This window comes from Rhizobium mongolense USDA 1844 (assembly GCF_000419765.1).
Lineage (GTDB): Bacteria > Pseudomonadota > Alphaproteobacteria > Rhizobiales > Rhizobiaceae > Rhizobium > Rhizobium mongolense.
Map to the genome: position 1 here is coordinate 37,143 of NZ_ATTQ01000021.1, position 23,767 is coordinate 60,909.

The window sequence follows — 23,767 nt, forward strand, 5'->3', positions numbered from 1 at the left end:
CAACGAAACCAATTGCTGCAGCGCAGTGCGGCCGAACCGAGTTCATGAGGGAAAAGCGGACTTTGCCGAGCACGATCACGCTGCCAGCTTTCATTGCCGACCGCCGGCCCCGAAGCAAGTGAAATCGCCGGTTCTTCAGGCGGAACTGACGCTCGCTGCAATGCCGTCCAATGCATCAAGCGTATCATTCGGCAGATCAAGTTGCGCCATGGCGAGGTTCTCGCGCAGATGCGCAACCGAGGAGGTGCCGGGGATCAGTAGGATGTTCGGCGCGCGACGAAGCAGCCAGGCGAGAGCGACCTGCAATGGCGTGGCGCCGAGGCGTTGAGCGGCGTCGGACAAGATAGACGACTGCAGCGGATTGAACCCGCCGAGCGGAAAGAACGGCACATAGGCGATGCCGTCGCGGGCAAGATCGTCAATCAGGGCGTCGTCCCTCCGATGCGCTAGATTGTACTGGTTCTGCACGCAAACGATCTTGGCGATCCGGCGTCCTTCCGCGACTTGCGTGGGGGTGACGTTGCTCAACCCGATATGTCGCACCAGGCCCCGCCGCTGGAGCTCGGCCAGGGCGTTGAGCGGCGCCTCGATCGATCCCTCGGCCGGGCCATGGGCGTCGAACATGATCCGAAGGTTGACCACATCCAACACGTCGAGACCGAGATTTCGCAAATTGTCATGCACGGCCTGGGACAGTTCTTCCGGCGAGAGGGCCGGGAGCCAGGATCCATTCTCGCCGCGCCGGGCGCCGATCTTGGTGACGATGACGAGATCGTCACCATAGGGCGCGAGTGCGTCGCGGATCAATTGGTTGGTCACGTGCGGGCCGTAAAAGTCGCTGGTGTCGATGTGATTGATCCCGCGCTCCACTGCTTCGCGCAATACCGCCAATGCCGCGTCACGGTCCTTGGGCGGACCGAATACGCCAGGCCCTGCAAGTTGCATGGCGCCGTAGCCGAGCCGCTTCACGGTGCGGTCGCCGAGGACGAAGGTTTCGGAGTGGTTTTCGCTGCTGGTCATGATCTTTCCCTTTATCTCACAAGGCGTAGATGGGCGTTGGTCATCCGCGCGATAACCGGATACAATCTGCACAGGCTGTGCGGAGAGGCGAACAGTGAGTGTGGATCTAGGTGATCTGAGCGTTTTCGTGGCGGTGGCGCGCGCCAAGGGCTTTCGCGACGCAGCGCGCGCAAGCGGCGCAAGCGCGTCGGGCTTGAGCGAGGCGGTCCGCCGCCTTGAGGCGCAGCTCGGCGTCAGGCTGCTCAACCGTACGACACGCAGCGTCGTCTTGACCGAAGCTGGTCATGGCCTGCTGGAGCGGCTCGGCCCGGCGTTGACCGAGGTGGAGTCGGCCCTCGACGTGGTGAACGGCTTTCGCGATCGGCCCGCGGGTTCGTTGCGCCTGAACGTGCCGGTCAGCGCGGCGCGGCTGGTGCTACCCAGCATCGTTCCGCCATTCCTCGCAGCCTATCCTGGCATCCGGCTGGAAGTGATCGCCGAGGAGAGCTTCGTCGACGTATTGGCGGCCGGCTGCGATGCCGGTATCCGCTACGAGGAGCGGCTGGAGCAGGATATGATCGCGGTGCCGATCGGACCTCGTGTCCAGCGGTTCGCCACGGCTGCTTCTCCGGCTTACCTTGATCGCCATGGGCGGCCCGATCATCCTCGCGATCTGCTCGGCCATGCCTGTATACGCGGTCGCTTTCCGAGCGGTGCGATGATGACGCCGTGGGAGTTCGAGCGCGAAGGCGAGGTCGTGCGGGTCGATCCGGAAGGGCCGTTGACCGTGGGGATTGGCGGGGCCGTCGATCTGGCCGTTGATGCCGCGATTGCCGGCGTCGGCATCGTGGGGCTGTTCGAGGATTGGCTGCGGCCTTATTTCAATAGCGGCGCCCTCGAACCCGTCCTCGAACCCTGGTGGCAGGCCTTCTCCGGGCCGTTTCTCTACTATCCCGGACGGCGCCTCGTGCCGACGCCGCTGCGTGCATTCATCGATTTCATCAAGGCATCGGCTGACCAGCGCTGACCTTTGAAGTTATATTGCGAGCCTGCCGATACTATGCGGCCGCCTTTACCCGGCCGCTGTCGATCAACACTCCAGGCCAGGCAGACGGAGCATTGAACCAATGGCCGGCGTTTGCTCACCGTAGACGGCCCAAGGAGCGACGCCGCCGTCACAGGGCCTCTCGTCACAGAGCCTCTCGTCACAGGGCCTCTCGGAAAAGACGGACGATAACCGTTTAACGTCGCCGCAAATCTAGTTGAGTGGTGACAATCGACTTCCCAGAAGCCGGATCTTGATCGATCGTTCGAATTCGAAGACCGTCCTCGCCGACCTTCTCGATCGTCATTTTCGCTTGGCGATCCCCATAGATTGTATTGGCCCAGGTAACATCGAGTTTAATCATATTCCCGTCTCGGCTGCCCACGAGTTTGGACGGCTTACCGGATATTCCGACATAAATGCCGGAATATGCTTCTCCAGACGCCTTGACGTTCGCGGTAAAGCTGCGCGTGACAACGGCAAACGCTCGGCATGAGCCGTTCATCGAAAAGCTGGACGATTGGGCATCGGATTGCATTTTGCACGAGACATCAACCGTGCTTCCGCCGAGCTTTGTCAGGACCGCTCCGCCGCCCGTCCACTGCCCTTCGATCGACTTCAAGAAGTTTTCTTCAGAAGCGGACGCGTTCGAAGTCAGACAGATGGCACAAGTTAGGGCGATGGCGGGTAAAACTCGCATGACGCAGAATCCTAATGGTTGAAAATGACGAACATCCGACCGATCAACTTGTTCCACACGATTCTCACAAGCCGTTTTTAATCACGCTGGAGCAGGATGTCTTCCTCGGCAGTTCAAACGAGCAAGCAGCGCCGTGACGTGTTCGGCTATACGGTCGAGGAATTGCGCGAACTCATTCACGCGGGAGACAGCACCGCACTGAGCTCGCGGACCGCGATGGCGGATGTTAAGCAGAGGCTAGACGGCGCCTTGATCTTTCTGCTCAACGGGACTGATCGTGACCACGATCGTGTGAACGGCCCGCGCCGACGAACACCTGATCGAAATCTGACTTGTCGATGAGCGTGTCGTGCGAACGCAGCCTTTGGCTTTTCGCGGGCGGCATCGCTAGCTGTTAGCGACCGACTTGTCCATCGGCGTCATAATCTTTCAATTTTGTGCACCGCCTCGTCAATGATCTCCGCAACGCTGAGAAGCAATTCCTTATCCGGTGTCCCCGCTAGCCTCTGGCCGAGTGCTGTCTTGAGGTTCTGCATTGCACGCCCGACAGGTCCTGCGGCCACGGAGCTGCCACGGAAGCGCAGCGCCCCGATGCGAGCAAGGACACCCTGAGCTTCGTCAAGATGCTCGTGAAGGAAACTGCGCCCTGTCTGGTCAACGATCGCTGTGCCCGGCCCACTCCTTGCTGATGCGCCAATGATCAAGAGTGACAGCCCGGGCTTCTTTCGTTTAATGGTTGGTGACTGTGAGGTCACAGTACTTTCCGACGGCAAGAATCTGCTTGCGGCTGCGAAGTTGTTGCAAGGAGACACCGCGCGGATCGCCGATGCCCTGAAAAGCAACTTTCTTGGAGAGCAGTTTGAAACCTCCCACAATTCCTTTCTGGTGAACACGGGCGACAAGCTGGTACTGGTCGATGCGGGTGCAGGGACACTACTGGGGCCGCACACAGGCAAATTGCTTGGCAACTTGTAGCCGCGGGCTATCGGCCGGAGCAGGTGGACGAGGTCTATCTCACGCATATGCATGCAGATCACATCGGCGGTTTAATGTCTGAAAACCGACGGGCCCTCCCAAACGCTGTCGTTCGCGCCGACACGCGCGACGTGGATTACTGGCTGAGCAAAGAAAACATGCAGGCTGCTCCTGCCGCGGCGAAGCGCTTCTTTTAGGCGGCCATCGCGTCATTGTCTCCTTACATGACAGCGGGCAAGATCAAGACGTTCGAAGGGGTGCCGACTGATCCCAGGAATTCGAGCCCAGCCGGCCTACGGGCATACTCCTGGTCATACGATGTATGAAGTGGAGAGCAAAGGCGAAAAGCCGCTCCTTTGGGGCGATATCGTCCATGTCGCCGCAGTGCAATTTGTCGATCCGGCCGTCACAATCGGATATGACGTCGACAGTGTCGAGGCCGAGCAAGAGCATTGGCGTGTCTTCGATGATGCTGCGAAGGATCGATACCTGATCGGAGGCGCACACCTGCCGTTTCCTGGGCTCGGGCACGTGGGCAACAACGGCGACAAGACCTACACGTTTGTGTCATTGAGTTAGCGGGATTAGGAGTCCCCATCCGAGCGTTTCACTATCCGCTATTCAGCGGCAATGTCAGGGACGACTGAACGGTTTCCCTTCCTCATCCTTAAGGTTCAGACGCTCGACCAACTCCTCGGCATCCTCTTCAGTGAGCATATCCATGACCACCCCATCGATAACGACCGTCTGTCCGGTCACTGCATCGACCACCGCCCAGTAGTTGTTCAGGTTCTTGCGACGGCTATAACGCCCAGTTGCCATGAGGTGTACCTTTGGGTGCTGTGGCCCCGCCTCGGTCTTTCTCTTTTCTTCGGCATTAAGGATGATCATGAGGTCAGTCGCGACATCGTGGGGCAACCGATTGAGAACCGTTCCGTGCATCTCTGCCGTTCTTCGTTCGTGGTAGTCGATGACATGCCACGTGCCGTCAGAATTCTCCTCTAAACCGTACCGCTTGTAGACCATGGGTCGCCTGGGGTTTGCCTTTAATACATCTAACGTTCGACCCGGAGCGTTTGTTGCAAATTTCTGAGTGACCGACCGGATATGTCGCTTCCCCCGCCGCTTCCTAAAGGTGCGAGCTAGCAATTTGCAAAAAACTAGCAAGCGCTAGCCTGCTGGTCTTCATGTCTGTTGCGAATGCAGCGATGTCGACACTCGTTACTGCGCCGCATCGCTTGACAGTCGACCAGCCCTCTCAGCAGTTCATAGCTGTCCATTTCCAAAACGTTTTGGCTTGATCCCCAAAACGTTTTGGTTCATATTGGGGCTGTATCTGGAGGGTACGCAGTGTCCAATCTGAAACAATTGGCCCAGTCGCTCGGCCTGTCGATCACCACGGTATCGCGCGCCCTCGACGGCTATCCGGACGTCTCGCCGGTAACCCGCGAACGCGTACGGGAAGCGGCAGCGCTCACCGGTTATCGTCCCAATGCTTCTGCGCGACGCCTTCGCAAACAGCGCGCCGAACTTGTCGCCGTGACACTCCCGAGCGATCCGGGCCACATCGGCCCGCCGCACTTTCTCGATATGCTCTCCGGCTGCGCCGAACATCTTGCGACCGCCGGCCTCAATCTCGTGATTGCCCCTGTGCCGCGCGGCGAGAGCGAACTCGACATGTGTCGCCGTTTCGTCGACGGGCAAAGGGTCGACGCCATGCTGCTCGTTCGCACGAAACGCAGGGACGAGCGCGTGGAATTCCTGCAGGCGCGGGGCATTCCGTTCGTCACCAACGGCCGGACCGAGTCGGCGTTGCCGCATCCCTATCTCGACGGCGACGGCTTTGCCGGGTTTCAAGCGGCAAGCCTTCGCTTTCATGCCGACGGTCATCGCCGGATCGCTCATATCGCCGGCCCCCAGGACTATTATTTTGCCCATGTCCGCTGCATGGGCTGGCAGGCAGCCATGGAAGAAAGCGGCCTTTCGAGCGAACTTTGCGCCGAAGGTGCACCGACCGAGCAGGGTGGATACCTGGCGGCGCTCGAATTGCTGCGCCATCCACGTCGGCCAACTGCGATCGTCTGCGCGACGGACGAAATGGCGATCGGTGCCTTGCGGGCGCTCCGTGAAATTGAGGGCGGCGAGACGATCAGCATCGTCGGCCATGACGATCTTCCAACGGGTGCCTATACCAGCCCACCGCTTTCGACCATGCGCATGGCGGGCGAGAACCTGGGCCGCAGCTTTGCCTCGCTGCTGCTTCGCGCCATTGCCGGCGAGCCTTCGGAAGAACTTCAGGAACTGCACCCGATCGAATTCGTCGACCGCGAGAGCCATCGGCGTTCGCCGCCAAATGCATAGAGAAGAACCAAAGAGGAGGAGAAAATGAAACATCTAGCGTCACTTGGAATTCTGGCATCGACCGTCCTTCTGGCCGCAACGCCGGTGCTTGCCGACACGGTGTTCCTGTCCACGCAACTTCGTCCGATCGCAGAAGCGACCGTGGTTCGCGAAGAACTGCTCAAGGGCGTCCAGAACCCGGTCGACTACGTGGTCGAAGAGCCGCCACAATTTGCGGTCCGCATGGAGGCGGAGCGCCAGGCCGGAACGCACACGATCAGCCTTGTGGGCGCTTTGCACGGCGAACTGTCGCCGCTTGCCGACAAGGACGGCCTTGAGCCGCTTGACGACGTCGCCAAGACGCTCGCCTCGAAAGGCATGCCGCAGCCTCTGCTTGATCTTGGCAAGCTCGGCAAGTCCAGCCAGCAATATATCCCCTGGATGCAGGCGACCTATGTCATGGCCGCCAGGAAGGACGCCCTGCAATATCTTCCCCAGGGCGCGGATGTGAACAAGCTTACCTACGATCAGCTGATCGAATGGGGAAAGAAGATGCAGGAAGCAACCGGCCAGCCGCAGATCGGCTTTCCGGCCGGGCCGAAGGGGCTGATGTCCCGCTTCTTCCAGGGCTATTTCTATCCCTCCTTCACGGGCGGCGTCGTGCGGCCGTTCCAAAGTGCTGATGCTGCAGCCGGATGGGAGAAGCTGAAGGAACTCTGGTCAGTCGTCAATCCGAACTCCACCAACTACGACTTCATGCAGGAGCCGCTGCTTGCCGGCGAAGTCATGGTCGCCTGGGATCACGTCGCCCGCCTCAAGGAGGCGATCTCCTCCGAGCCTGATCAATATGTCGTCTTCCCGGCTCCCGCCGGGCCGAAAGGCCGCGGTTACATGCCCGTTGTCGCCGGCCTCGCCGTTCCGAAGGGGGCACCTGACAAGGCAGGCGCGATCGCTGTCATCGAACACCTGACGATGCTCGACACGCAATTGCTGACAGCGCAGAAGGTGGGGTTCTTTCCGACGCTTGACGCCAAGCTGCCCTCCGACATCGATCCTGGAGTAGGCTTGCTCGCGGCTGCCGTCAACGCAACCCAGACCGCGCCGGACGCGCTGATTTCGCTGCTTCCCGTCGGCCTCGGCGACAAAGGCGGCGAGTTCAACAAGGTCTATATGGACAGCTTCCAGCGGATCATTCTGCAGAACGAAGCCGTCGGCGACGTCCTGAAGGCGCAAGGCGCAACGCTTGCAAAGCTGATGGCCGATACCAAGGCCCCGTGCTGGGCGCCGGACGCCAAGAGCGACGGAGCCTGCCCTGTCGAATAAGCCTTTCGGCCCGGGCGCTTGGCGTCCGGGCCGCTTCCCGAAATGCCACGAAGCGAAAGCCAATGCCGAACAACCGCACCTGGATCCCCTATCTGCTGATCTTGCCCTCGGTCGCATTCCTGGCGCTGCTTTTCGTCGTGCCGCTTGTGCAGACGATCTGGCTTGCCGTCTCCGACAATGGCACGCCCTCGCTTGCCAATGTCCAGCGTATGGTGGGTGATCTCAATTTTACCCGCTCGGTACAAAACACGTTTCTTCTGACGCTTGCCGTTGTGCCGGTGCAGATCGTCATTGCGCTCGCCATGGGAACGATGGTCGCGAAAGTGGCAGCCGGCCGGGAAACGATCCTGTGGATCTGGACCATTCCGCTCGGCATTTCGGATCTCGCAGCCGGTCTCGTCTGGTTGTCGATCCTGCAGAACAGCGGTTATCTCAATTCCTTCCTTTACGGCCTCGGCATCATCGGTCGGCAGGCGAGCTGGCTTTCCTACCAGACGCCGTTTGCACTTTTTCTCGGCATAGCCGCCGCCGAGATATGGCGGGGAACGGCGATCGTCATGGTCGTCATCGTTGCCGGCCTCAACCAGGTGCCGAAGGAATACCGGGAAGCGGCAGAAATCTTCGGCGCAGGTCCGTGGACGCGCTTCTTCCGCATCACCTTGCCGCTCATCCGGCCGGCGCTGCAGTCGGCGCTCATCCTGCGCACCGTTTTGGCCTTCGAGGTTTTCGCCGTCGTCTATGCCCTCGGCGGCCGCAATTTCCCGGTGCTCGTCGGCGAGGCCTACACTTGGCAGAACCAGAACCAGAACTATGGCGTTGCTGCAGCCTACGCGGTTCTCATCATGCTCATCTCGCTTGCGGCCACCATGTTCTATCTGAAGGCCATCAAGGTCGATCCGGAGCGTCTTCCATGAGCACGACCCGCGCCGCAAATTTCGTCTCGTCCCGCCGCATTCTGCTGTGGAGCGGGATCGCCGTGCTTTGCGCCTGGGTCCTGGTGCCGATCTATCTGATCGCGCTCGGCGCCTTCGGCGGACGAAGCGCCGTCTACCTCTGGCCGAAGACCGGTCTGCCGACAGGCCTTTCCTTCGAGCCCTTCCTGCTGTTCCTGAGGACGGAAGGCGTTCTCGGCTCCTTCCTGAACTCACTCGGAGCCGCAGCGATCACGGTTGCCCTGTCCCTGCTTCTCGGAGCACCCGCCGGCTATGCGCTGGCACGGTATAATTTTCACGGCAAGGATTCCTTCCGGCTCATGGTCCTTTTGACCCGCGCCTTTCCTTTGGCAATCCTTGCTCTGCCGCTCACCGTTTCCTTCATCCGTCTCGGCCTCTACGATACGGTAACGGGCGTCGGGCTCGTCCATACCGTCCTTGCCCTTCCTTTCGCCGTGCTGGTGACGCAAGGCATCTTTCTTGGCGTTCCGAGAGAACTCGAAGAAGCGGCATGGGTCTTCGGGTGCTCGCGTATCCAGGCATTCTTCAAGATCGTCGCTCCGCTCGCCCTTCCAGGTATCGCCGCGACCGCCGTCTTTGCCTTCGTCATCTCCTGGAACGAGGTTTTCGCCGCGTCCGTGCTCACCGTCAGAAATCGGACGCTGACGGCCTATCTGCTGACCGTGCTGGCGGAAAGCCCGATGCATTACCGCTTTGCGGGCGGCCTCATGCTCATCCTGCCATCCGTGGTCTTCATCTTCGCGGTCAGGCGCTACCTTTTCGCGATCTGGGGCATTTCATCCAAGTAACGGGTCATCCAAGTAACGGGTCATCCAAGTAACGGGAACAGTTTCATGGCCAACATCGTCATTGACCGCATCCGGAAGAATTTCGGGACTTTCCAGGCGCTGAAGGAGGTCTCGCTGACAGTCAACGATGGGGAATTCGTTTCCCTTCTTGGCCCCTCTGGCTGCGGAAAGACGACGCTGCTGCGCATCATCGCCGGTCTTGAATCCGAAAGTGCCGGCGACATTCGGATCGGAGACCGCTCGGTAGTCGGGCTTCAGCCGAAGGACCGCGGCCTTGCCATGGTCTTCCAGAACTACGCCGTCTTCCCGCATATGACCGTCTTTGAAAATGTCGCCTTCGGCCTCAGGATGCAAAAGGCCGATGAGGCGCGCGTCAGGCAGCAGGTGGAAAAAGCGGCAGCTCTTCTGCATATCGAGCCCTATCTCGACCGCTATCCAAACAAGCTGTCGGGCGGCCAGCGCCAGCGCGTAGCCGTTGCTCGGGCGCTCGCCGTCGAGCCGAAGGTCCTGTTGATGGATGAGCCGCTTTCCAATCTCGATGCGCTGCTGCGCCTGGAAATGCGCACGGAACTGAAGACGGTCCTGCAGTCTTCCGGCACGACGACGATCTATGTGACGCACGACCAGACCGAGGCGATGGGCCTTTCGGACCGGATCGCCGTCATGCACGACGGCCAGATCGAGCAGGTTGGCCATCCCGTCGACATCTACAACCATCCCGCCACGCGGTTCGTCGGCGGCTTCATCGGCAATCCGCCGATGAATTTCATCCGCATGCCCGTGACCGACGGGCACGTGATCGCCGGCAGCGAGCGCTTTTCGGTGCCGCCGGAATCCGGGCCCGAGATCATCCTCGGGCTGCGCGGCGAAGCCGTGGCGCTTGCGCCGCCGTCAGAGGGATTTCAAATGCGCGTTCGCGTCGCCGAGCCGATGGGTTCGCATCTTCTTTTGACGGGATTGATCGAAAACCAGCCCGTTCGCGTCATCCTGCCGGCCGCCGAAAAGGTCGCAAGCGGCGACGTCATCGGCCTGAAACCTGATCCGGCGCGCATATCTTGGCTCGCACCCGATAGCGGCAAGGCCTACCTGGCGGCCGCTGCCTGACGAATATCTGGAGTAAATGGCATGACGAAATACAGCGATGAAGCCAAGGCGATCTTGGCGGCGAATGACCGCGGCGGCTACACGGTACCGACCGACAGGCTTTATCCCTTTCAGTGGAACTGGGATTCGGCCTTTGTCGCCATGGGGTTTGCCGCCTATGACATCGATCGCGCCTATCGTGAACTCGAATGCCTGGCCGAGGGACAATGGGCCGATGGCATGATCCCCCATATCGTGTTCCATCAGCCGAGCGACAGCTACTTCCCCGGCCCCGACGTCTGGCGCACGAACCATGTCATTCCGACCTCCGGTATCACGCAGCCGCCGGTCTTCGCGATGGCTCTTCGCAAGATTTACGAAACGGCGGTCGCCACCGGCTCCGTCGCAAACGAGCGAACCCTTACGCTCTACGAAGCCGCCTTGAAGTGGCACCGGTGGTGGTACCGCGCGCGCGATCCGGAAGGCACCGGTCTCGTCGCCTTGCTGCATCCTTGGGAAAGCGGCAGCGACAACTCGCCTGCCTGGGACATCGCCCTTGCGCGTGTTCCGACGACGACCGAAACGCCGGTCGTGCGAAAAGACACAGGGCATGTGAACCCGCAAATGCGCCCGCGCGACGAGGACTATGGCCGCTTCGTCCATCTCCTGGATACCTATGCGGCCTGCGGCTGGGACCCCATCCAGCAATGGCAAAAGGCTGAGTTCAAGATCGCGGATATCCAGACCAGCGCGATCCTGCTGAAGGCCGGCGAAGATCTGCATTACCTTGCAGGTGTCTTCGGGCGCGGAGGCGAAGCCGATGAGATTGCAGCGCTGAATGAGCGCACGCGGCAGGCTCTGAAGGCGCAATGGCGTTCTCATCTTTCGCGTTTCGTCTCGAGGGATCTGCTGGCCGGCGAGGATGTCGCCGCAGCCACGCAGGCCGGCTTCATTCCTCTTCTTGCGCTCGACCTTGATGAGGCCACAGCCGAGGCTGCAGCCGCCGAAATGCGAAGATGGTGCAAGGGTATGAAAGTCGTCTTCCCGACGACCGAGCCTACTTCCGCGAGTTTTGAGGCCAAGCGCTATTGGCGCGGTCCGGCCTGGGCGATCATCAACTGGCTCCTGATCAACGGATTACAACGCAACGGCCACGCAGGATTTGCAGAGGAACTGCGCCAATCGACGATCAGCGCGATCGAGACCGAAGGCTTTGCCGAATATTTCGATCCGAAAACCGGCGAAGGATGCGGTGGGCTCGGATTCTCATGGACGGCAGCGGCTTACATTGCTCTTGAAAAGGCCGACAGTCCCGCAATTCAGTAGGAGCCAGCACCAAACGCCGATATCCTGTACCCGGCTGGAGGAGCCCGGCATGGCCCGTGGTCGCGGCTTGCACACGACGCTGGAACCGAGGTCGCTCTCGGCTTTGGCGACGCTCTTCAAGCTGCTTATGATCTGATCGCCAGCCATCATTGCGGTTGGTGGGCGATCGGCCGTCGCCTCATTCTTGGGCGAGTTAGGCGCCTGCCTTCTTCATCCGGGCCGGTCGTCCTCCATCAAACTGCTCGACGTTCGGTGCTGCAGTATATCAGGAGCCCGATGCCGCCGAGCCCGAAGAGCGCGCCAATAATTGAGGTCCCCGAATAGGTCGTGATGGAACTGCCGATGGCGAAGACGAGTGCGCTCACGCCCGCGCTGAGAAAAATGTTGACGGATATCAGGGCGCTGCCAAGCCCTGGCCGCTCTGCAATGAGGTCCTGGAGGTAGGTGATGGGGATGCTGATCAACGCTGCAGCGCCGATGCCGCTGATGACTGTCAGGGCGTAAGCGTGCCAGGGCTCTGAAGCAATGCCGAGCAGCAACAGGTAGGCGGCATATATGACGGTGCCGGTCACCAGTGCTGCGACCTGACCCATCTGCCTGAGAAGTCGCGCCCAGACGATGATGAAGATGATCTCGAGGAAGGCAACAATGCCGACAAGAATGCCGACATCGCCCACCGTCCCGTGAACCGCTCCGGTGACGATCAAGGGCAGGATCGCCCCGTTGACATGGAGCGTGCTCGTAATGAGCGCAACGGCAATCAAGGGCGTGAAGATTCTCGGCGAAGCCACTTCGGCGAGAGCGGCAAGATGAGAGAGATGATGCGTTGCTGCTTTGTCCGTGCCCTTCTGGCGCGGCAGGAACGCGCTGATCAGCGCAAAACAGAATATGCAGGAGAGACAGGCGAAAAGATAGGCGGGCAGCATGCTCGTCGACGCGGAAAGCAGAGCACCTGTCATGCCAGGTACCAGCACCCACGACAGCGAGATCATCGCCCGGACGCCTGAGTTGACGGTGTTGACCTCGCTTTTGGGCATTCCCGCGGTGGCGGCCCGGACATTGGCAAAAAGCAGGGAGTTGAGCGAACCATAGATCGGTAGCAACACAAGCGAGCAGGCGACGAAGCTCGTTTGGGTCGGAACGAAATATATCGCGCCATAGCCGAAAATGCCGAAACTGGCAGCCACCAGCATCATCAAACGATATTCGCCGAGACGGTCGGCAAGGTTGCCGAGGAGGATGCTCACGACGACATTGACCGCCGCGGCCGCAAAGATCAGGGCCGAATAAAGACCGTTGCTCAACCCCAGCTCGCGAATGCCGACGACGGATTGATAGGGCGATGTTGTCGCCCCCGCAAACCCGAACAAAAAGATGGCAATCATGCTGACGCGGATTGCCGGATTGCGAAAGACATCGGGAAGAAGGCGGTTCATGCGGCTATCAACGAAAGGAACGATCTGGTGGTCACACGGCGCGCGTTCTGGCAATGCGCCACCCGCCACGCGATTTGATGATGCAAAATGTCAATCCCGCCGGCGCGTCGAAACGTGCGCCTGCGGCTGGTAATCGAAAGTGCGGTCGAACCGGAAGATCGTCCGCGTCCGGCAAACATCGACAAAGCGAGTCTTGAACTGAATTCCGCGAAATTCTCGGCGATGGAGGCGGTGCCCGCGATCAGAGGATAATCATCGCACATCAGCTCCTCCGAACAGTTCGCCTTGCGCTGCATTGTCCAGTTACGCTCGCACGATTCAATGTGCGCCACTCTGGATGGCTGTCAGCGAAACGCACGCGTTTGCGATCTCATTTGACGCATGCAAGGCGATCACCCGCAGCAGCCGTTCGTCCGCCGTCACGAACCTCGACCCCGTTTGGACCGCGGCAGCCAGGTAGGCGCAGTCGTATGCCGGGTGCGAGAGTTCGATTGCGAGTCTCGTTGCCCGCTCGAGCAAGCCGGTCATCGAAAGGAACGCAATTCCGGAGCGGTCGAGCAACCGCGCTGCAAGAACTGCTTCATCACGCATGAGCTCACCGCGTTGTGTCTTCTTCCAGAGAATATTGGCGCATTCCGGGATGAGAAGCTCCGGGGCAGCAAAGCTAAACCGCGAGCGCAGATCGACGGCGGCGTGAGTGCCCTCTTCCTCCACGACCCACTTTATCGCGATGCTGGCATCGACAACTAGCGTCTCCATTAACGTTCGTCTCGGTCTTCGCGCAGGAGCACCTCGGAGGGTGTCTGCTTGCGTGAAGCGGTGAGCTTCCGCAGCTCGGCCGCGAGATCGTCGAAATCAGGTTCGGTCTCGTTTGCCAGCGCCTGGCGCAGGATCTCCCGATGCTCGGCTTCCGCCGAGCGGCCGTGGCGGGCGGCGCGCATCTTCAGCTTCCTGATCAGGTCATCATCAAGATTGCGTACGTGCAGATTTCCAGCCATGGATATGTTCCATATGCTCTCATTGAGAGCAACGATAGCATGCTAAATCGTGTCCGTGCAAGGACGGGAAGGAAGGGGAGGAAACGGGAGGAAACGGGAGAAAAAACAGGATCGGCCGTCGCATGCTCGCCGTTGGCGTCAAGGCTGGCTTTGCCTGGGAGAGTGCGTGGTTGAACCGGGTGAAGGGCTGGCGGCCGTGGGAGAGGGGCTAGGAAGGCTGAAGAAGACGACGGTGGCATCGCGAGGAGCCGTGCTGCCGTCAGACGAGGCTGAAAGGCCCCCGGGAACCTCACCTCGTTCCGGAAGGTGCAGATCCGTACCGGATAGTGGCCTTCGTCCCGGGGCCGAAAAAAAACATAGTCAGTCCTGCCAGCGCGCTGAAAGACGCGCCTGCGGTTGGTATACGAATTCTCGGTCGAACGGGAAGACCGGCCGGGTTCGGCGATGGCTTGCGAGACTTTCGATATCCTGGTTCACGACGCCCTCTGTCAGTGCCATGAGATTCGGATTGGCAATCGGGGCAAGCTCGGGCGAAAGATAGCCCGATTTCACGACAAGCAGGCGAACCGATCTGGGATCGAGCCCAAGACGCGCGAAATCCGCGATGTTGTGATAGGGACGCCTGCGGGCGGCAAGAACCACCGTCACACCGCTGGTCCGGATCACCGCCTGGCGTTCGGCCTCGGAGCCTGGATCGTCGAGCAGGATCACCTCGGCCTCGATGCGAACGGGAAAGCTCGCCGGATCGAGACTACCGCCGATTGACAGAGGCACGATCGCTCCCCTGCCGGCGGCAAAGCAGGTCTCGACGGCCGGCCGGTCGGTGATGCCGGCAAAGAGCGTGTTTTCGAACTTGCGGGAAAGAACCGCGCTTAGGACATCGGCCCGGTCGCCCACACCGCCGCCGGTCGGATTGTCCGCTGAATCCGCAAGCACGACCGGCGTAGTCTTCGTATCTGCCGCGATATCGAGCATGTCATCGAGCGGACCGGTTACCGGTCCGAAACGAAAATCTTCGCGGGCATACCAATAGGAAAGCGCGATCTCCTCAGCGGCTTTTGCGGCAGCAGCTTTGTCCGACGCCGTCACCACGGCGCAGGCCGTCGCCCGCGGCTCGTCGGCCCAGACATAACCGATCATCAGATTGGCATCGAGAACGCCGTCCCGGCGGTCGAAGTCCGCGAGCCGCAGGTAGAGGCCCTTTGCCGGCTCATCCTCAGTCGAAGTCCGCTCGCCTGGCCACAGGACAGGCACCGGCGCCCAGGCCACGCCCGGCCGGTTCCCGCTGTTGAGCGCGTCGACGAGCATCGACCAGGCGCGCACCATGGTCTCGCGCACATCGATGTGCGGCGCCGTGCGGTAGGCCGCGAAAATATCGAGCTGGTCGACGATCTTCTGGCTGACATTGCCATGCAGATCGTAGCTCGCAGCGACGATGCAGTGCGGACCGACGACAGCGCGGGCCGCCGATATCCAGTCGCCTTCGGCGTCATCCATGCCCTCGACGTTCATTGCGCCGTGCATGGCGAGATAGAGACCGTCAAGCGGCGTGGACGCCTGCAGCCGGTCGAGGAACTCCGTCTTGAACTCCTCGTAGGCGGCACGCGACACCGGTCCGCCGGGAATGGCACGCGCATGGAGAAGCGGTAGGTGGTCGACGCCCTCCGCGTTCAGAAAGTTGAAATAGTCGGAACCGAGGAGATCTGCCCCGCGCATGAGACGAAAATCCTCGATCGCCATCAGCACCGGCGAGTATGTGCTGCATTCCGTATGAATTCCGCCGACCGCAATCCGCATCGCTACCGTCCTGGAGTTTCGCGCCTAGAGTGCCGGGCTCAAGGGGACGATGGCCGCAAAGCGGTTCCAGTCCTTCTTGGCCTTCGGCGTCCATGCCGCTTCGGCGATCGCCGGAAGCCGCGGAAAGACCAGGCGGTTGAAGTAGCCGCGCGACAGGAAGTGTTCCGACCAGATGCAGGCCTGTACGCCCTTCATCTTGTCCTTGAGATCCTCGGGGAACTCGCCTTCCGCTTCATAGGCATAGGTATGTGCCGGCGGCACCGTGCCTGCCCAGCTCGCCCCCGGCTCCTGGAAGGCTTCTGCCTGCACCATGTCCAGATAATAGGCCTGTCCCGGCGTCATGACGACATCGTAGCCCTCCCTTGCCAGATCGATGCCGACCTGCGGATTTTCCCAGGCCATCAGCAGCGTATCTTTCGCCGCGACGCCGCCGCCATGTGCCACCTCGTTCCAGCCGGCAAGCTTGCGTCCGCGCGCCGTCAGCATGTCCTTGATCCGTTTCAGGAAATAGGACTGCAGGCCGAACGTGCCGGAAATGCCTTCCTCGGCCATCAGCTTCTTTGCCAGCGGAGAGGCAAGCCATGAACCGTTCGCCACTTCGTCACCGCCCACATGAATGTAGGAGGAGGGGAAGAGCTCGACCATTTCGTCGAAGACCTTTTCCAGGAATTCGTAGGTGAGGGGTACGGCCGGGTTCAAGGCGTTGTTCGGATAGCCCTGCACGGAATGATAGCTGTCCGGTGCCTCCTGGCCATCGGTGAGCTCCGGGAGAGCGGCCAGCGTTGCGGCATTGTGACCGGGTATATCGATCTCCGGCACGACTTCGACATTCAATGCCTGGGCATGGGCGACGATGTCGCGGATATCGTCCTGCGAATAGAAGCCGCCGACGGGCTCAGCGCCATTGCCGAGCTGCGGCAGCAGCGGCTCGTTCGGACCGCGCAGGACGCCGGTGGTGGTCAGCTGCGGATAGGCCCTGATCTCCAACCGCCATGCCTCGTCGTCGGTCAGATGCCAATGAAAGATATTGAGCTTGAACCAGGCAAGGATATCGATCAGCCGCTTGACGTCGGCAACCGGATAAAACTGACGCGACACGTCGAGATGGCAGCCGCGCCAGCCGTAACGCGGCTTGTCGGAGATGCTGCCGGAGATCGGAAAGCGGAACCTGCCCTTTGTCGTGCGCGCTCCGTTGAGCAATTGCGCAAGCGAGGTCAGGCCATACTGGAGCCCGGCCGCATCGCGATAGGAAAGCGTGACCTTGTCAGAGGCAAAGGTTAGACGGTAACTCTCCGCATCGAGCCGGGCCTGGCGGTCGAAGGCCAGCGCCCGGCCCTGCGGCGATGGCGCCAGGCTGAAGATGGAATGGTCGCTCTCAAAGAGCCGGCGCGAAAGGGAAATCACCGTCGAGATCGAAATCAGCTCGTCGGAGCTTGCGCCCTGCGGATAAAGCACGACCGGAAAGCTGTCGCCCGGCTTGGCATCGATCTCTGCCGGCCAGGGCTGGAGCGCGAAGGGAAGATCAAGGCTGCCCTCCGGCAGCAGCGCCGGCGGCGGCGCGCTCAGACTGCCTTCAAGAAGCAGATCGGAGACGGCCACCTCGGCATGCGTGCCGTCGGACAGTGTCAGATAGGCGGATTTTGCCCCATCCGTGCAATGCTGCGCCTTGCGATGAAGGCCGGCAACCGTGAAGATCCAGCTCTGGCCGGGCGCAAGAAGGAACCCCGGGGGTGGCGAGAATTCGTGGAAGTTCGCGTTCCGGCGCAGGAACTGAGCGTTCTCGCAGGCTTCAGGATCACTCACCCGCGTCAAGGACGTATAGACGAGCTTGAAGCCGGAAAGCGGGCTTTCGGAGAGGTTTAACAGTGTGAAGGTGAACTGGCCGTTTGGCCCGCCCTTTGGGGTCCAGCTGTTTTCCAGGCGATAGTAAACCGGTTTCATGTCCTGTTCCTCTCTTTTGATCATGGATTTCAGTAATGGTCGGATTGCGAGAAGGTGCGGGCGAGCTCCGCCTGACCCGCCGTCAGACCGCAATCTACGGGCAAACAAACCCCGCTGATGGCTGCCGCCTGCGGTCCGGCTAAAAAGGCAACGGCATTGGCCACATCCTTCGGGTCGACGACCCGCTGAAGCGGATACCATCGCCGTGCCTCCTCAAAGACGTTGGGATTGGCAGCCGCGCGCGCTTCCCAGGCCCGGGTTCTGACCGTGCCGGGGGCGACCGCATTGGAGCGGATGCCGAACTTGCCGTATTCGACGGCCACCAACCGCGTGAAGTGGAGAAGCCCTGCCTTCGCCGCGCTATAGGCCGGATGCCCGAAAACGTTCATGCCGTTGACGGAGGCGATGTTGATGACCGAGCCTTTCGAGGCCTTCAGCATGTCCTCTACGGCGCGAAAGCATAAGAATGCAGCTTCGAGGTTGAGGGCATTGTCCATGCGCCAGATGGCAGGCGTGGTATCATGAAGGCTGACAGCACGTGCCGCGCCGGCATTGTTGACGAGCGTCTGCAACTGCCCGAGTTCGGCGCAGCGGCTTGCAAGTTGAGAAACGCTCTCCTCGCTGGTGACGTCGCACCCAGCCGCAATAAAACGGCTTTTCGGACCAAGCTTGGCGGCAACGGCTGCGGCCGCCTCCAGGTCGATGTCGGCAAGCAGGACGATGTCATGGTCATCGGCGAGCCTCTCGGCGATCGCAGCGCCGATGTCTCCAGCAGCTCCCGTCACGATAGCGACCGATTGCGTCATGCTTCATCCTTCCTTTTGCACGTTCTCAGTCTCCGAGGAGCTGACGGTCGTCGCCGTCGCGGTGGGCGACCAATTGTTGCTTAATGCGTCTTAGCGTTACCGCCGCCTTCGGCTGGATGGCATAGGCGACAAGGCTCGCGATGATGTCGACGGTTGCGATATAGGCGATGCGGGTCGAGGTGGGGCGGAATATATTGTTTCCTTCGGGCAGATCGATCGGCACAACGATCTCGGCCGCCGTTGCCACAGGGCTTCCGCTCTGCGTCAGTGCAATCGTCGTGACTTTGGCTTCGCGCGCCAGCCCGAAAGCGCGAACGAGCTCGGCATTGCGCCCCGAAAAGGACGAGCCGATCAGCACGTCGCCCGCGCGCGCTGCCGCCGCCATCATCAGCTGCATGCTGTGGTCCGAACTTGCCGTGATGCGCAGTCCTAGGCGGAAGAGGCGGTTCTGGAATTCGTCGGCGATCATCGAGGAGTTGCCACCCGAACCGAAGGCATAGATCATATCCGCCTTGGCGATCCGGTCGGCGGCGCGTCCGATTGCGGCGATGTCAAGCGAGCGGTGCAGGAGGAACAGCGCGTTCTGGGCCTTGGTGATGATGTCCTGCGCAACGTCGGCGGGATCGCTGCTCTTGGACTCGGGCTTCAGATAGCGGACGCCGATATGCGCCGTGCGGGCGAGTTGAACCTTGAAGTCAGAGAAGCTCTCGCATCCGAGACGGCGGCAGAAGCGCGTGACGGTCGGCGGCGAAACCTCGGCCTTCTCCGCAAGCTCGATGATGGAGGCGTTCACGGCAAATTCGAAATCGTTGACGATGATTTCGGCAATCCGGTTCTCCGATGGAGAAAGGCGGCCCTTGTCTTCCTGCAATGTGGAAAAGATATCCAACCGATCCTCCCGGTGATGGCGCCCCTACTGGGCTTTTTTCTTATAGGCGACGCAGTCGATCTCCACCTTGCAATCCACCATCATTGAAGATTGCACGCAGGCGCGTGCCGGGGGGTGCTCGCCGAAATATTCCTGATAGATCTTATTGAACGTCCAGAAATCGCGTGGGTCGTCGAGCCAGACGCCGACGCGCACGACATCCTCGACGCCATAGCCGGCCTCTTTGAGGATCGCCAGAACATTGGCAATTGTCTTATGCGTCTGGGCGATGATGTTGCCCTCGACGATCTCGCCGCTTTCCATTGCAACCTGACCGGAAACATAAAGCCAGCCATCGGCTTCGACGGCGCGCGCAAACGGCAGAGACTTGCCGCCGGCGCCGGTTTGAACAGTGCCATAGCGCTTGATGGACATTCTCGATCCTTGCAAATTATTTTCTTGATAAGTTGACAAGTGACCATAGAAAGCAGAATTTGGCTAGCGAAAAACGCGATTTATGAAAAGAATTTAAATAAAGGGCGAGCATGCGCGATCCTTTCAAGAATCCCTTCCCTTCGTCCGACACAGCCCGGCATTCCATCTGGGAGATGCTCGTTCCGCGCGATATCGACGCGTTTTTGGCTGCCGATTGGTCCATGGTCGAAAACGACTTCGTGGAAGATGGTTTCATCGGGATCGATGGTTGCAAGCAGGTGAACCCGGACAAATGGCGTCTTGCCTTTCCGACGCTTGCCGCCTATCGCGACGAATGGCTTCGGCAGGCCAAGGAATTTGCCACGGAAAGCCTGGCGGAGGACGCGCGCACCGCGATCTTTTCGACGACCTCGCTGGAAGATATCGAGATCGAAGGCGACACGGCCCTGGTGCGCAAGAAATTTGATGGCGGCATCGCCAAGACCGACGGCAGCCGCGACGTCATGCAGTGGCAGACGCTCTATTACTGCCGGCTTCACGAGGGATGCTGGAAGATCTGCGGGTTCACCGGCTATCTGCCGAATCCGATGGGTTGAAGCGGTGTCGACAACATAAAAGGCCAATCATTTGCGCATTTTCACGGCAGCTCTGGCGACCGAGACCAACACGTTCTCGCCGATTTGTGTCGACCGGCGAGCTTTCGAGGCTTCGCTTTACGCACCGCCGGGACAGCATCCTGAAACGCCGACACTTTGCACCGCGCCGATCACTGTCGGCAGGCGGGTCACTGCTGCAAAGGGCTGGGAGCTGATTGAAGGAACGGCAACCTGGGCGGATCCGGCCGGGCTCGTCAACCGTTCCACCTACGAAGATTTGCGCGACGAGATACTTGCTCAGCTTAACGCTGCAATGCCGGTTGACGCGGTGGTCCTCGGGCTGCACGGAGCCATGGTGGCGGCGGGCTACGAAGACACCGAAGGCGACATCCTTGCGCGCATCCGCGAGATCGTGGGCCCCGATATTCTCGTCTGCGCCGAACTCGACCCGCACAGCCATCTGACCGCCAAGCGCGTGGCGGCCCTCGACTTCGCCGTCTATTTCAAGGAATTCCCGCACACGGATTTCGTCGACCGCGCCGAAGATATGTGGCGCATCGCCGTCGATACGCTTGAAGGCAGGGTAAAGCCTGCCGTTTCCGTCTTCGATTGCCGCATGATCGACGTCTTCCCCACGTCGCGCGAACCCATGCGCTCCTTCGTCGACAAGATCATTAAGATCGAAAGGGACGACCCGGATGTCCTGTCGATTTCCGTGATTCATGGCTTCATGGTCGGCGACGTTCCCGAAATGGGAACGAAAATGCTGGTGGTGACGGATGGCAAGCCGGAAAAGGGGGCAGCGCTTGCCCGCGACCTGGGGCTTGAGCTGTTCTCCAAGCGCGGAACCTTCATGGCACCTCAGATAAACGAGAAGGAGGCGGTCGCGCGTGCTCTGGCCGCCACCGCCTGGCCGGTTGTCATCGCCGATGTCTGGGACAATCCGGGCGGCGGTACCGCAGGCGATGCCACGGTCATCCTCGAAGAACTGATGAGCCATGGGGCGACGGATGCGGCGATCGGCACGATCTGGGACCCGATGGCGGTGCAGATCTGTTTTGCGGCAGGGGAGGGCGCTGAGATTCCGCTTCGCTTCGGCGCGAAATCGGCGCCTGGCACCGGAAATCCGATCGATGGTACCGTGACGGTCGTCAAGCTTGTGAAGGATGCCGAGATGCAGTTCGGTGAGAGCCTGGCACCCTTCGGCGATGCCGCTCATGTGGTTCTCAACGGCATCGACATCATCTTGAACTCAACGCGTGCCCAGAGCTTTGATGCCAGCCTCTTTACGGTCATGGGAATTGATCCGGCCAAGAAGAAGATCCTGGTCATCAAATCTACGAACCACTTCTTCGCGTCGTTTTCGAAGATCGCCGCCGAGATCCTCTATTGTTCCGCGGGGACCCCTTATCCGAACAATCCGGCCAAGACGCCCTATCGCCGGGCACCGAGAAATATCTGGCCGATGGTCGCCGATCCTCATGGAAATGAACCTGGAGCCGCATAGATGCAGCAAAACCGGTTTGCCGTTGTCTCCGAGGTAGGCAGCAGGATTGCGGATCTTTCCACGCCGCAACCGATCGTCGATGAAGACCGGATGGCGGCAAATATCAGCCGGGTGCAATCCTACATGGATGCACACGGCCTGCGTTTCCGTCCGCATATCAAGACGCACAAGATCCCGGCGCTTGCCGCAGCGCAGGTTGCCGCAATTGGCCAACGACAGGCGATCCGTCGGATGTCAGCTTTCGATGGCTTCTAGATATCGTTTGATAGACCGTTCGACGATACGAAAGCCGTCTCTTTTGATCGTTCTGCCGGTGAACGCACCGTAGATCGCCTCAAATCGATATGGCCGGACCGCCTCGGATATTCCTCTTACCGTGCCGGCGCCGAGCGGGATAAGGTTCGGATAGCTCCGCATGAAGCTTACATATTGACGATCGAGGGTTACTTGGATCGTGTCGCCCACAAACAGTGCGCCTTGACCATTCTCCAGCCAGGGACAGTGGAGCACGGCGCTGCCTGCGAAATGACCACCGCACCGGATCAAAGTCGCCCGACCCAGCTGGAGAGCTTCATCCTTCCATGGGCGCAGCGCCGGGCCAAATCTCTGAATCCATTCGCCATCATCGGCGTGGACATAGATTGGCACGCCCCCGCACGCCGCGCTCCATTCAATCATCGAAGAGTAAAAGTGCGGGTGCGAAATGGCGATTGCTAATAGACCACCCATTGCGGCAATTCGGGCAATACTGGTCTTGTCAACAAGGCTGAGGCAGTCCCACAGAATATTGCCGTCTGGTCCTTCGATGAGGAAAGCGCGATGGCCAATTGCGAAGTCGGGCGAGATCTGCAGACTATGTATGCCTAAAGCTTCCTTGTTCCAGACTACATCATGCGTCCGGCCGAGCGCCGTCATTTCTGTCCACTCTTGCCCCGACTGAGGCACGAATTGGCGGTCGTCCTCACAGACAGGGCAGGTTCGCGATGGCTCTGCACTCTCGTTGAACTGCGTGCCGCAGGCGGTACAGATAAAGCATGTCATTCTCAACTACCTAAGGCTTGGTTGGATTTTCCCGGCCCTCGCAAACTATGGCACGGCTTAAGCCTCGGTAAAGCGGGGGAAGATGTTAATAAGCGTCCCCTCGACCCTTCGCCCATCGTAAGAGAACTCTGATGTGGTGCCAATCTGTTCGATCTATTGATAGCTGGAGATTGAATACTCGCCCTTATGGACCGTTAGAATCAATAGCATTTGTGTTCCGCGCACTAGATATCTCTACAACGTCATATCAACGGCGATGTTGCACAATTCTGGCGCTCGCGTGATCTGCGGCAAGCTCCTCGACCGGCACTGGTTTACCAAGCAGATATCCTTGGCCGATGTCACAACCCAGATCCTGCAGCCGCCGAAGTTGGCTCTCCTCTTCGATGCCCTCGGCCGTTATCGTTACCCCAAGTCCGGCACCGAGCGCGATGATGGCCTTAACCACCTTGTCCTGCTTATCAGTGGCTTCGAACGAAGTGACGAAACTCCGGTCGATCTTGATCTTGTCGAACTGGTAGTTGGACAGTTGGGAGAGGCTGGAATAGCCTGTCCCAAAGTCGTCGAGAGCAATCCGAACCCCCGCGTTCACCAAATCGTCGAGGACAATTCGAGCAGTGACAGCGTCCTGTATGAGGGCACTCTCGGTCACTTCCAGTTCGATTCTGTGCGCGGGAAAACCAATATCGCCCAATATCTTGAGGATTCGCAGGCCCAACAGCCGGTCGCTCAATTGGAGTGGAGACGCATTCGTATCTCCAAGAGGCGCTGGCGTCACGCGTGGGCATCTCAGTACGATCGACTGCCATT

The 23,767-nt window shown here is 60.1% G+C and carries 26 protein-coding genes and 2 pseudogenes; 14 read left to right on the top strand and 14 right to left on the bottom strand.

All coding sequences use genetic code 11. The features are described from left to right. Nucleotides 1-135: 135 nt before the first annotated feature. Nucleotides 136-1,020, bottom strand: a complete 885-nt coding sequence (locus A3C3_RS0129305) for an aldo/keto reductase family oxidoreductase (protein ID WP_022718138.1) — start codon at nt 1,018-1,020, stop codon at nt 136-138. 94 nt (nt 1,021-1,114) lie between these two features. On the opposite strand from A3C3_RS0129305, the gene A3C3_RS0129310 reads away from it, so the two are divergent. After that, a complete protein-coding gene (locus A3C3_RS0129310) occupies nt 1,115-2,026 on the top strand; it encodes a LysR family transcriptional regulator (protein ID WP_028740107.1) in 912 nt (303 codons plus the stop codon). A 214-nt stretch (nt 2,027-2,240) separates the two neighbouring features. Here A3C3_RS0129310 and A3C3_RS0129315 read toward each other — a convergent pair whose 3' ends face one another. After that, nucleotides 2,241-2,666: a hypothetical protein gene (locus tag A3C3_RS0129315; protein WP_312866119.1), complete on the bottom strand. Its 426-nt coding sequence runs from the start codon at nt 2,664-2,666 to the stop codon at nt 2,241-2,243. A gap of 92 nt (nt 2,667-2,758) precedes the next feature. Here A3C3_RS0129315 and A3C3_RS47985 point away from each other — a divergent pair, with 92 nt between their 5' ends. The 4 genes from A3C3_RS47985 to A3C3_RS47370 all read left to right on the top strand — a co-directional run bounded on the left by A3C3_RS47985 (nt 2,759) and on the right by A3C3_RS47370 (nt 4,298). Beyond that, nucleotides 2,759-2,881 carry a hypothetical protein gene (locus tag A3C3_RS47985; protein ID WP_022718141.1) on the top strand — a complete coding sequence of 41 codons (123 nt, stop codon included), beginning with the start codon at nt 2,759-2,761 and terminating at the stop codon, nt 2,879-2,881. A gap of 559 nt (nt 2,882-3,440) precedes the next feature. After that, entirely contained in the window at nt 3,441-3,719 is a 279-nt protein-coding gene (locus tag A3C3_RS47360) for an MBL fold metallo-hydrolase (RefSeq protein WP_022718143.1), read from the top strand. Then, nucleotides 3,701-3,916 carry an MBL fold metallo-hydrolase gene (locus tag A3C3_RS47365; RefSeq protein WP_233450592.1) on the top strand — a complete coding sequence of 72 codons (216 nt, stop codon included), beginning with the start codon at nt 3,701-3,703 and terminating at the stop codon, nt 3,914-3,916. The genes A3C3_RS47360 and A3C3_RS47365 overlap by 19 nt, the downstream gene beginning before the upstream one ends. Nucleotides 3,917-4,046: 130 nt before the next feature. Further along, nucleotides 4,047-4,298: an MBL fold metallo-hydrolase gene (locus tag A3C3_RS47370; RefSeq protein ID WP_233450559.1), complete on the top strand. Its 252-nt coding sequence runs from the start codon at nt 4,047-4,049 to the stop codon at nt 4,296-4,298. A 54-nt stretch (nt 4,299-4,352) separates the two neighbouring features. On the opposite strand, the gene A3C3_RS48240 is transcribed toward A3C3_RS47370, so the two are convergent. Beyond that, nucleotides 4,353-4,745: a hypothetical protein gene (locus A3C3_RS48240; protein WP_312866118.1), complete on the bottom strand. Its 393-nt coding sequence runs from the start codon at nt 4,743-4,745 to the stop codon at nt 4,353-4,355. A 324-nt stretch (nt 4,746-5,069) separates the two neighbouring features. Here A3C3_RS48240 and A3C3_RS0129350 point away from each other — a divergent pair, with 324 nt between their 5' ends. The 6 genes from A3C3_RS0129350 to A3C3_RS0129375 all read left to right on the top strand — a co-directional run bounded on the left by A3C3_RS0129350 (nt 5,070) and on the right by A3C3_RS0129375 (nt 11,532). After that, the gene (locus A3C3_RS0129350; RefSeq protein ID WP_022718146.1) at nt 5,070-6,080 is read left to right on the top strand and encodes a LacI family DNA-binding transcriptional regulator; all 1,011 of its coding nucleotides are present in this window, start codon (nt 5,070-5,072) and stop codon (nt 6,078-6,080) included. 24 nt (nt 6,081-6,104) lie between these two features. After that, nucleotides 6,105-7,382 carry an ABC transporter substrate-binding protein gene (locus tag A3C3_RS0129355; protein ID WP_022718147.1) on the top strand — a complete coding sequence of 426 codons (1,278 nt, stop codon included), beginning with the start codon at nt 6,105-6,107 and terminating at the stop codon, nt 7,380-7,382. A 62-nt stretch (nt 7,383-7,444) separates the two neighbouring features. Further along, nucleotides 7,445-8,296, top strand: coding sequence for a carbohydrate ABC transporter permease (locus A3C3_RS0129360; RefSeq protein ID WP_022718148.1), 852 nt, complete (start codon nt 7,445-7,447; stop codon nt 8,294-8,296). Beyond that, nucleotides 8,293-9,123: a carbohydrate ABC transporter permease gene (locus A3C3_RS0129365; RefSeq protein WP_022718149.1), complete on the top strand. Its 831-nt coding sequence runs from the start codon at nt 8,293-8,295 to the stop codon at nt 9,121-9,123. Before A3C3_RS0129360 ends, A3C3_RS0129365 begins: the two co-directional genes overlap by 4 nt. 45 nt (nt 9,124-9,168) lie before the next feature. After that, nucleotides 9,169-10,227 (top strand): ABC transporter ATP-binding protein, encoded by a 1,059-nt coding sequence (locus A3C3_RS0129370; RefSeq protein ID WP_022718150.1) that lies wholly within the window; start codon nt 9,169-9,171, stop codon nt 10,225-10,227. Nucleotides 10,228-10,248: 21 nt separating this feature from the next. Further along, a complete protein-coding gene (locus A3C3_RS0129375) occupies nt 10,249-11,532 on the top strand; it encodes an MGH1-like glycoside hydrolase domain-containing protein (RefSeq protein ID WP_022718151.1) in 1,284 nt (427 codons plus the stop codon). Between the two features lie 233 nt (nt 11,533-11,765). Here the strand turns inward: A3C3_RS0129375 and A3C3_RS0129385 are convergent, their stop codons facing one another. The 9 genes from A3C3_RS0129385 to A3C3_RS0129430 form a co-directional block, all read right to left on the bottom strand. Further along, complete coding sequence (locus A3C3_RS0129385; RefSeq protein ID WP_022718152.1) at nt 11,766-12,968, bottom strand: MFS transporter; 1,203 nt, start codon at nt 12,966-12,968, stop codon at nt 11,766-11,768. Further along, on the bottom strand, nt 12,965-13,264 hold the full coding sequence (locus A3C3_RS0129390) for a hypothetical protein (protein ID WP_145611648.1): 300 nt from the start codon (nt 13,262-13,264) through the stop codon (nt 12,965-12,967). The genes A3C3_RS0129385 and A3C3_RS0129390 overlap by 4 nt, the downstream gene beginning before the upstream one ends. A 22-nt stretch (nt 13,265-13,286) precedes the next feature. After that, entirely contained in the window at nt 13,287-13,727 is a 441-nt protein-coding gene (locus tag A3C3_RS0129395) for a type II toxin-antitoxin system VapC family toxin (RefSeq protein WP_022718154.1), read from the bottom strand. Continuing rightward, nucleotides 13,727-13,966 (bottom strand): FitA-like ribbon-helix-helix domain-containing protein, encoded by a 240-nt coding sequence (locus A3C3_RS0129400; protein WP_022718155.1) that lies wholly within the window; start codon nt 13,964-13,966, stop codon nt 13,727-13,729. The genes A3C3_RS0129395 and A3C3_RS0129400 overlap by 1 nt, the downstream gene beginning before the upstream one ends. Before the next feature lie 360 nt (nt 13,967-14,326). Next, a complete protein-coding gene (locus A3C3_RS0129410; RefSeq protein ID WP_022718157.1) occupies nt 14,327-15,763 on the bottom strand; it encodes a M81 family metallopeptidase in 1,437 nt (478 codons plus the stop codon). Nucleotides 15,764-15,787: 24 nt separating this feature from the next. Next, nucleotides 15,788-17,704 carry a beta-N-acetylhexosaminidase gene (locus A3C3_RS0129415; protein WP_028740109.1) on the bottom strand — a complete coding sequence of 639 codons (1,917 nt, stop codon included), beginning with the start codon at nt 17,702-17,704 and terminating at the stop codon, nt 15,788-15,790. Between the two features lie 29 nt (nt 17,705-17,733). Further along, the gene (locus tag A3C3_RS0129420; RefSeq protein WP_022718159.1) at nt 17,734-18,510 is read right to left on the bottom strand and encodes an SDR family oxidoreductase; all 777 of its coding nucleotides are present in this window, start codon (nt 18,508-18,510) and stop codon (nt 17,734-17,736) included. A 25-nt stretch (nt 18,511-18,535) separates the two neighbouring features. Beyond that, nucleotides 18,536-19,399: a MurR/RpiR family transcriptional regulator gene (locus A3C3_RS0129425; protein WP_022718160.1), complete on the bottom strand. Its 864-nt coding sequence runs from the start codon at nt 19,397-19,399 to the stop codon at nt 18,536-18,538. A gap of 24 nt (nt 19,400-19,423) precedes the next feature. Further along, nucleotides 19,424-19,813, bottom strand: coding sequence for a RidA family protein (locus tag A3C3_RS0129430; protein ID WP_022718161.1), 390 nt, complete (start codon nt 19,811-19,813; stop codon nt 19,424-19,426). 110 nt (nt 19,814-19,923) lie between these two features. Here A3C3_RS0129430 and A3C3_RS0129435 point away from each other — a divergent pair, with 110 nt between their 5' ends. From A3C3_RS0129435 to A3C3_RS0129445, 3 genes and pseudogenes are all read left to right on the top strand, one after another. After that, on the top strand, nt 19,924-20,409 hold the full coding sequence (locus tag A3C3_RS0129435; RefSeq protein ID WP_022718162.1) for a hypothetical protein: 486 nt from the start codon (nt 19,924-19,926) through the stop codon (nt 20,407-20,409). 31 nt (nt 20,410-20,440) lie between these two features. Beyond that, nucleotides 20,441-21,916 (top strand): M81 family metallopeptidase, encoded by a 1,476-nt coding sequence (locus A3C3_RS0129440; protein WP_022718163.1) that lies wholly within the window; start codon nt 20,441-20,443, stop codon nt 21,914-21,916. Further along, nucleotides 21,917-22,120, top strand: a pseudogene (locus tag A3C3_RS0129445) (D-TA family PLP-dependent enzyme); the annotation flags it as partial. A 30-nt stretch (nt 22,121-22,150) separates the two neighbouring features. On the opposite strand, the gene A3C3_RS0129450 reads toward A3C3_RS0129445, so the two are convergent. Together A3C3_RS0129450 and A3C3_RS0129455 are read right to left on the bottom strand one after the other, a co-directional pair. Next, on the bottom strand, nt 22,151-22,957 hold the full coding sequence (locus A3C3_RS0129450; protein WP_022718165.1) for an MBL fold metallo-hydrolase: 807 nt from the start codon (nt 22,955-22,957) through the stop codon (nt 22,151-22,153). A gap of 247 nt (nt 22,958-23,204) precedes the next feature. Next, a pseudogene (locus tag A3C3_RS0129455) lies at nt 23,205-23,708 on the bottom strand (EAL domain-containing protein); the annotation flags it as partial. Nucleotides 23,709-23,767 lie beyond the last annotated feature (59 nt).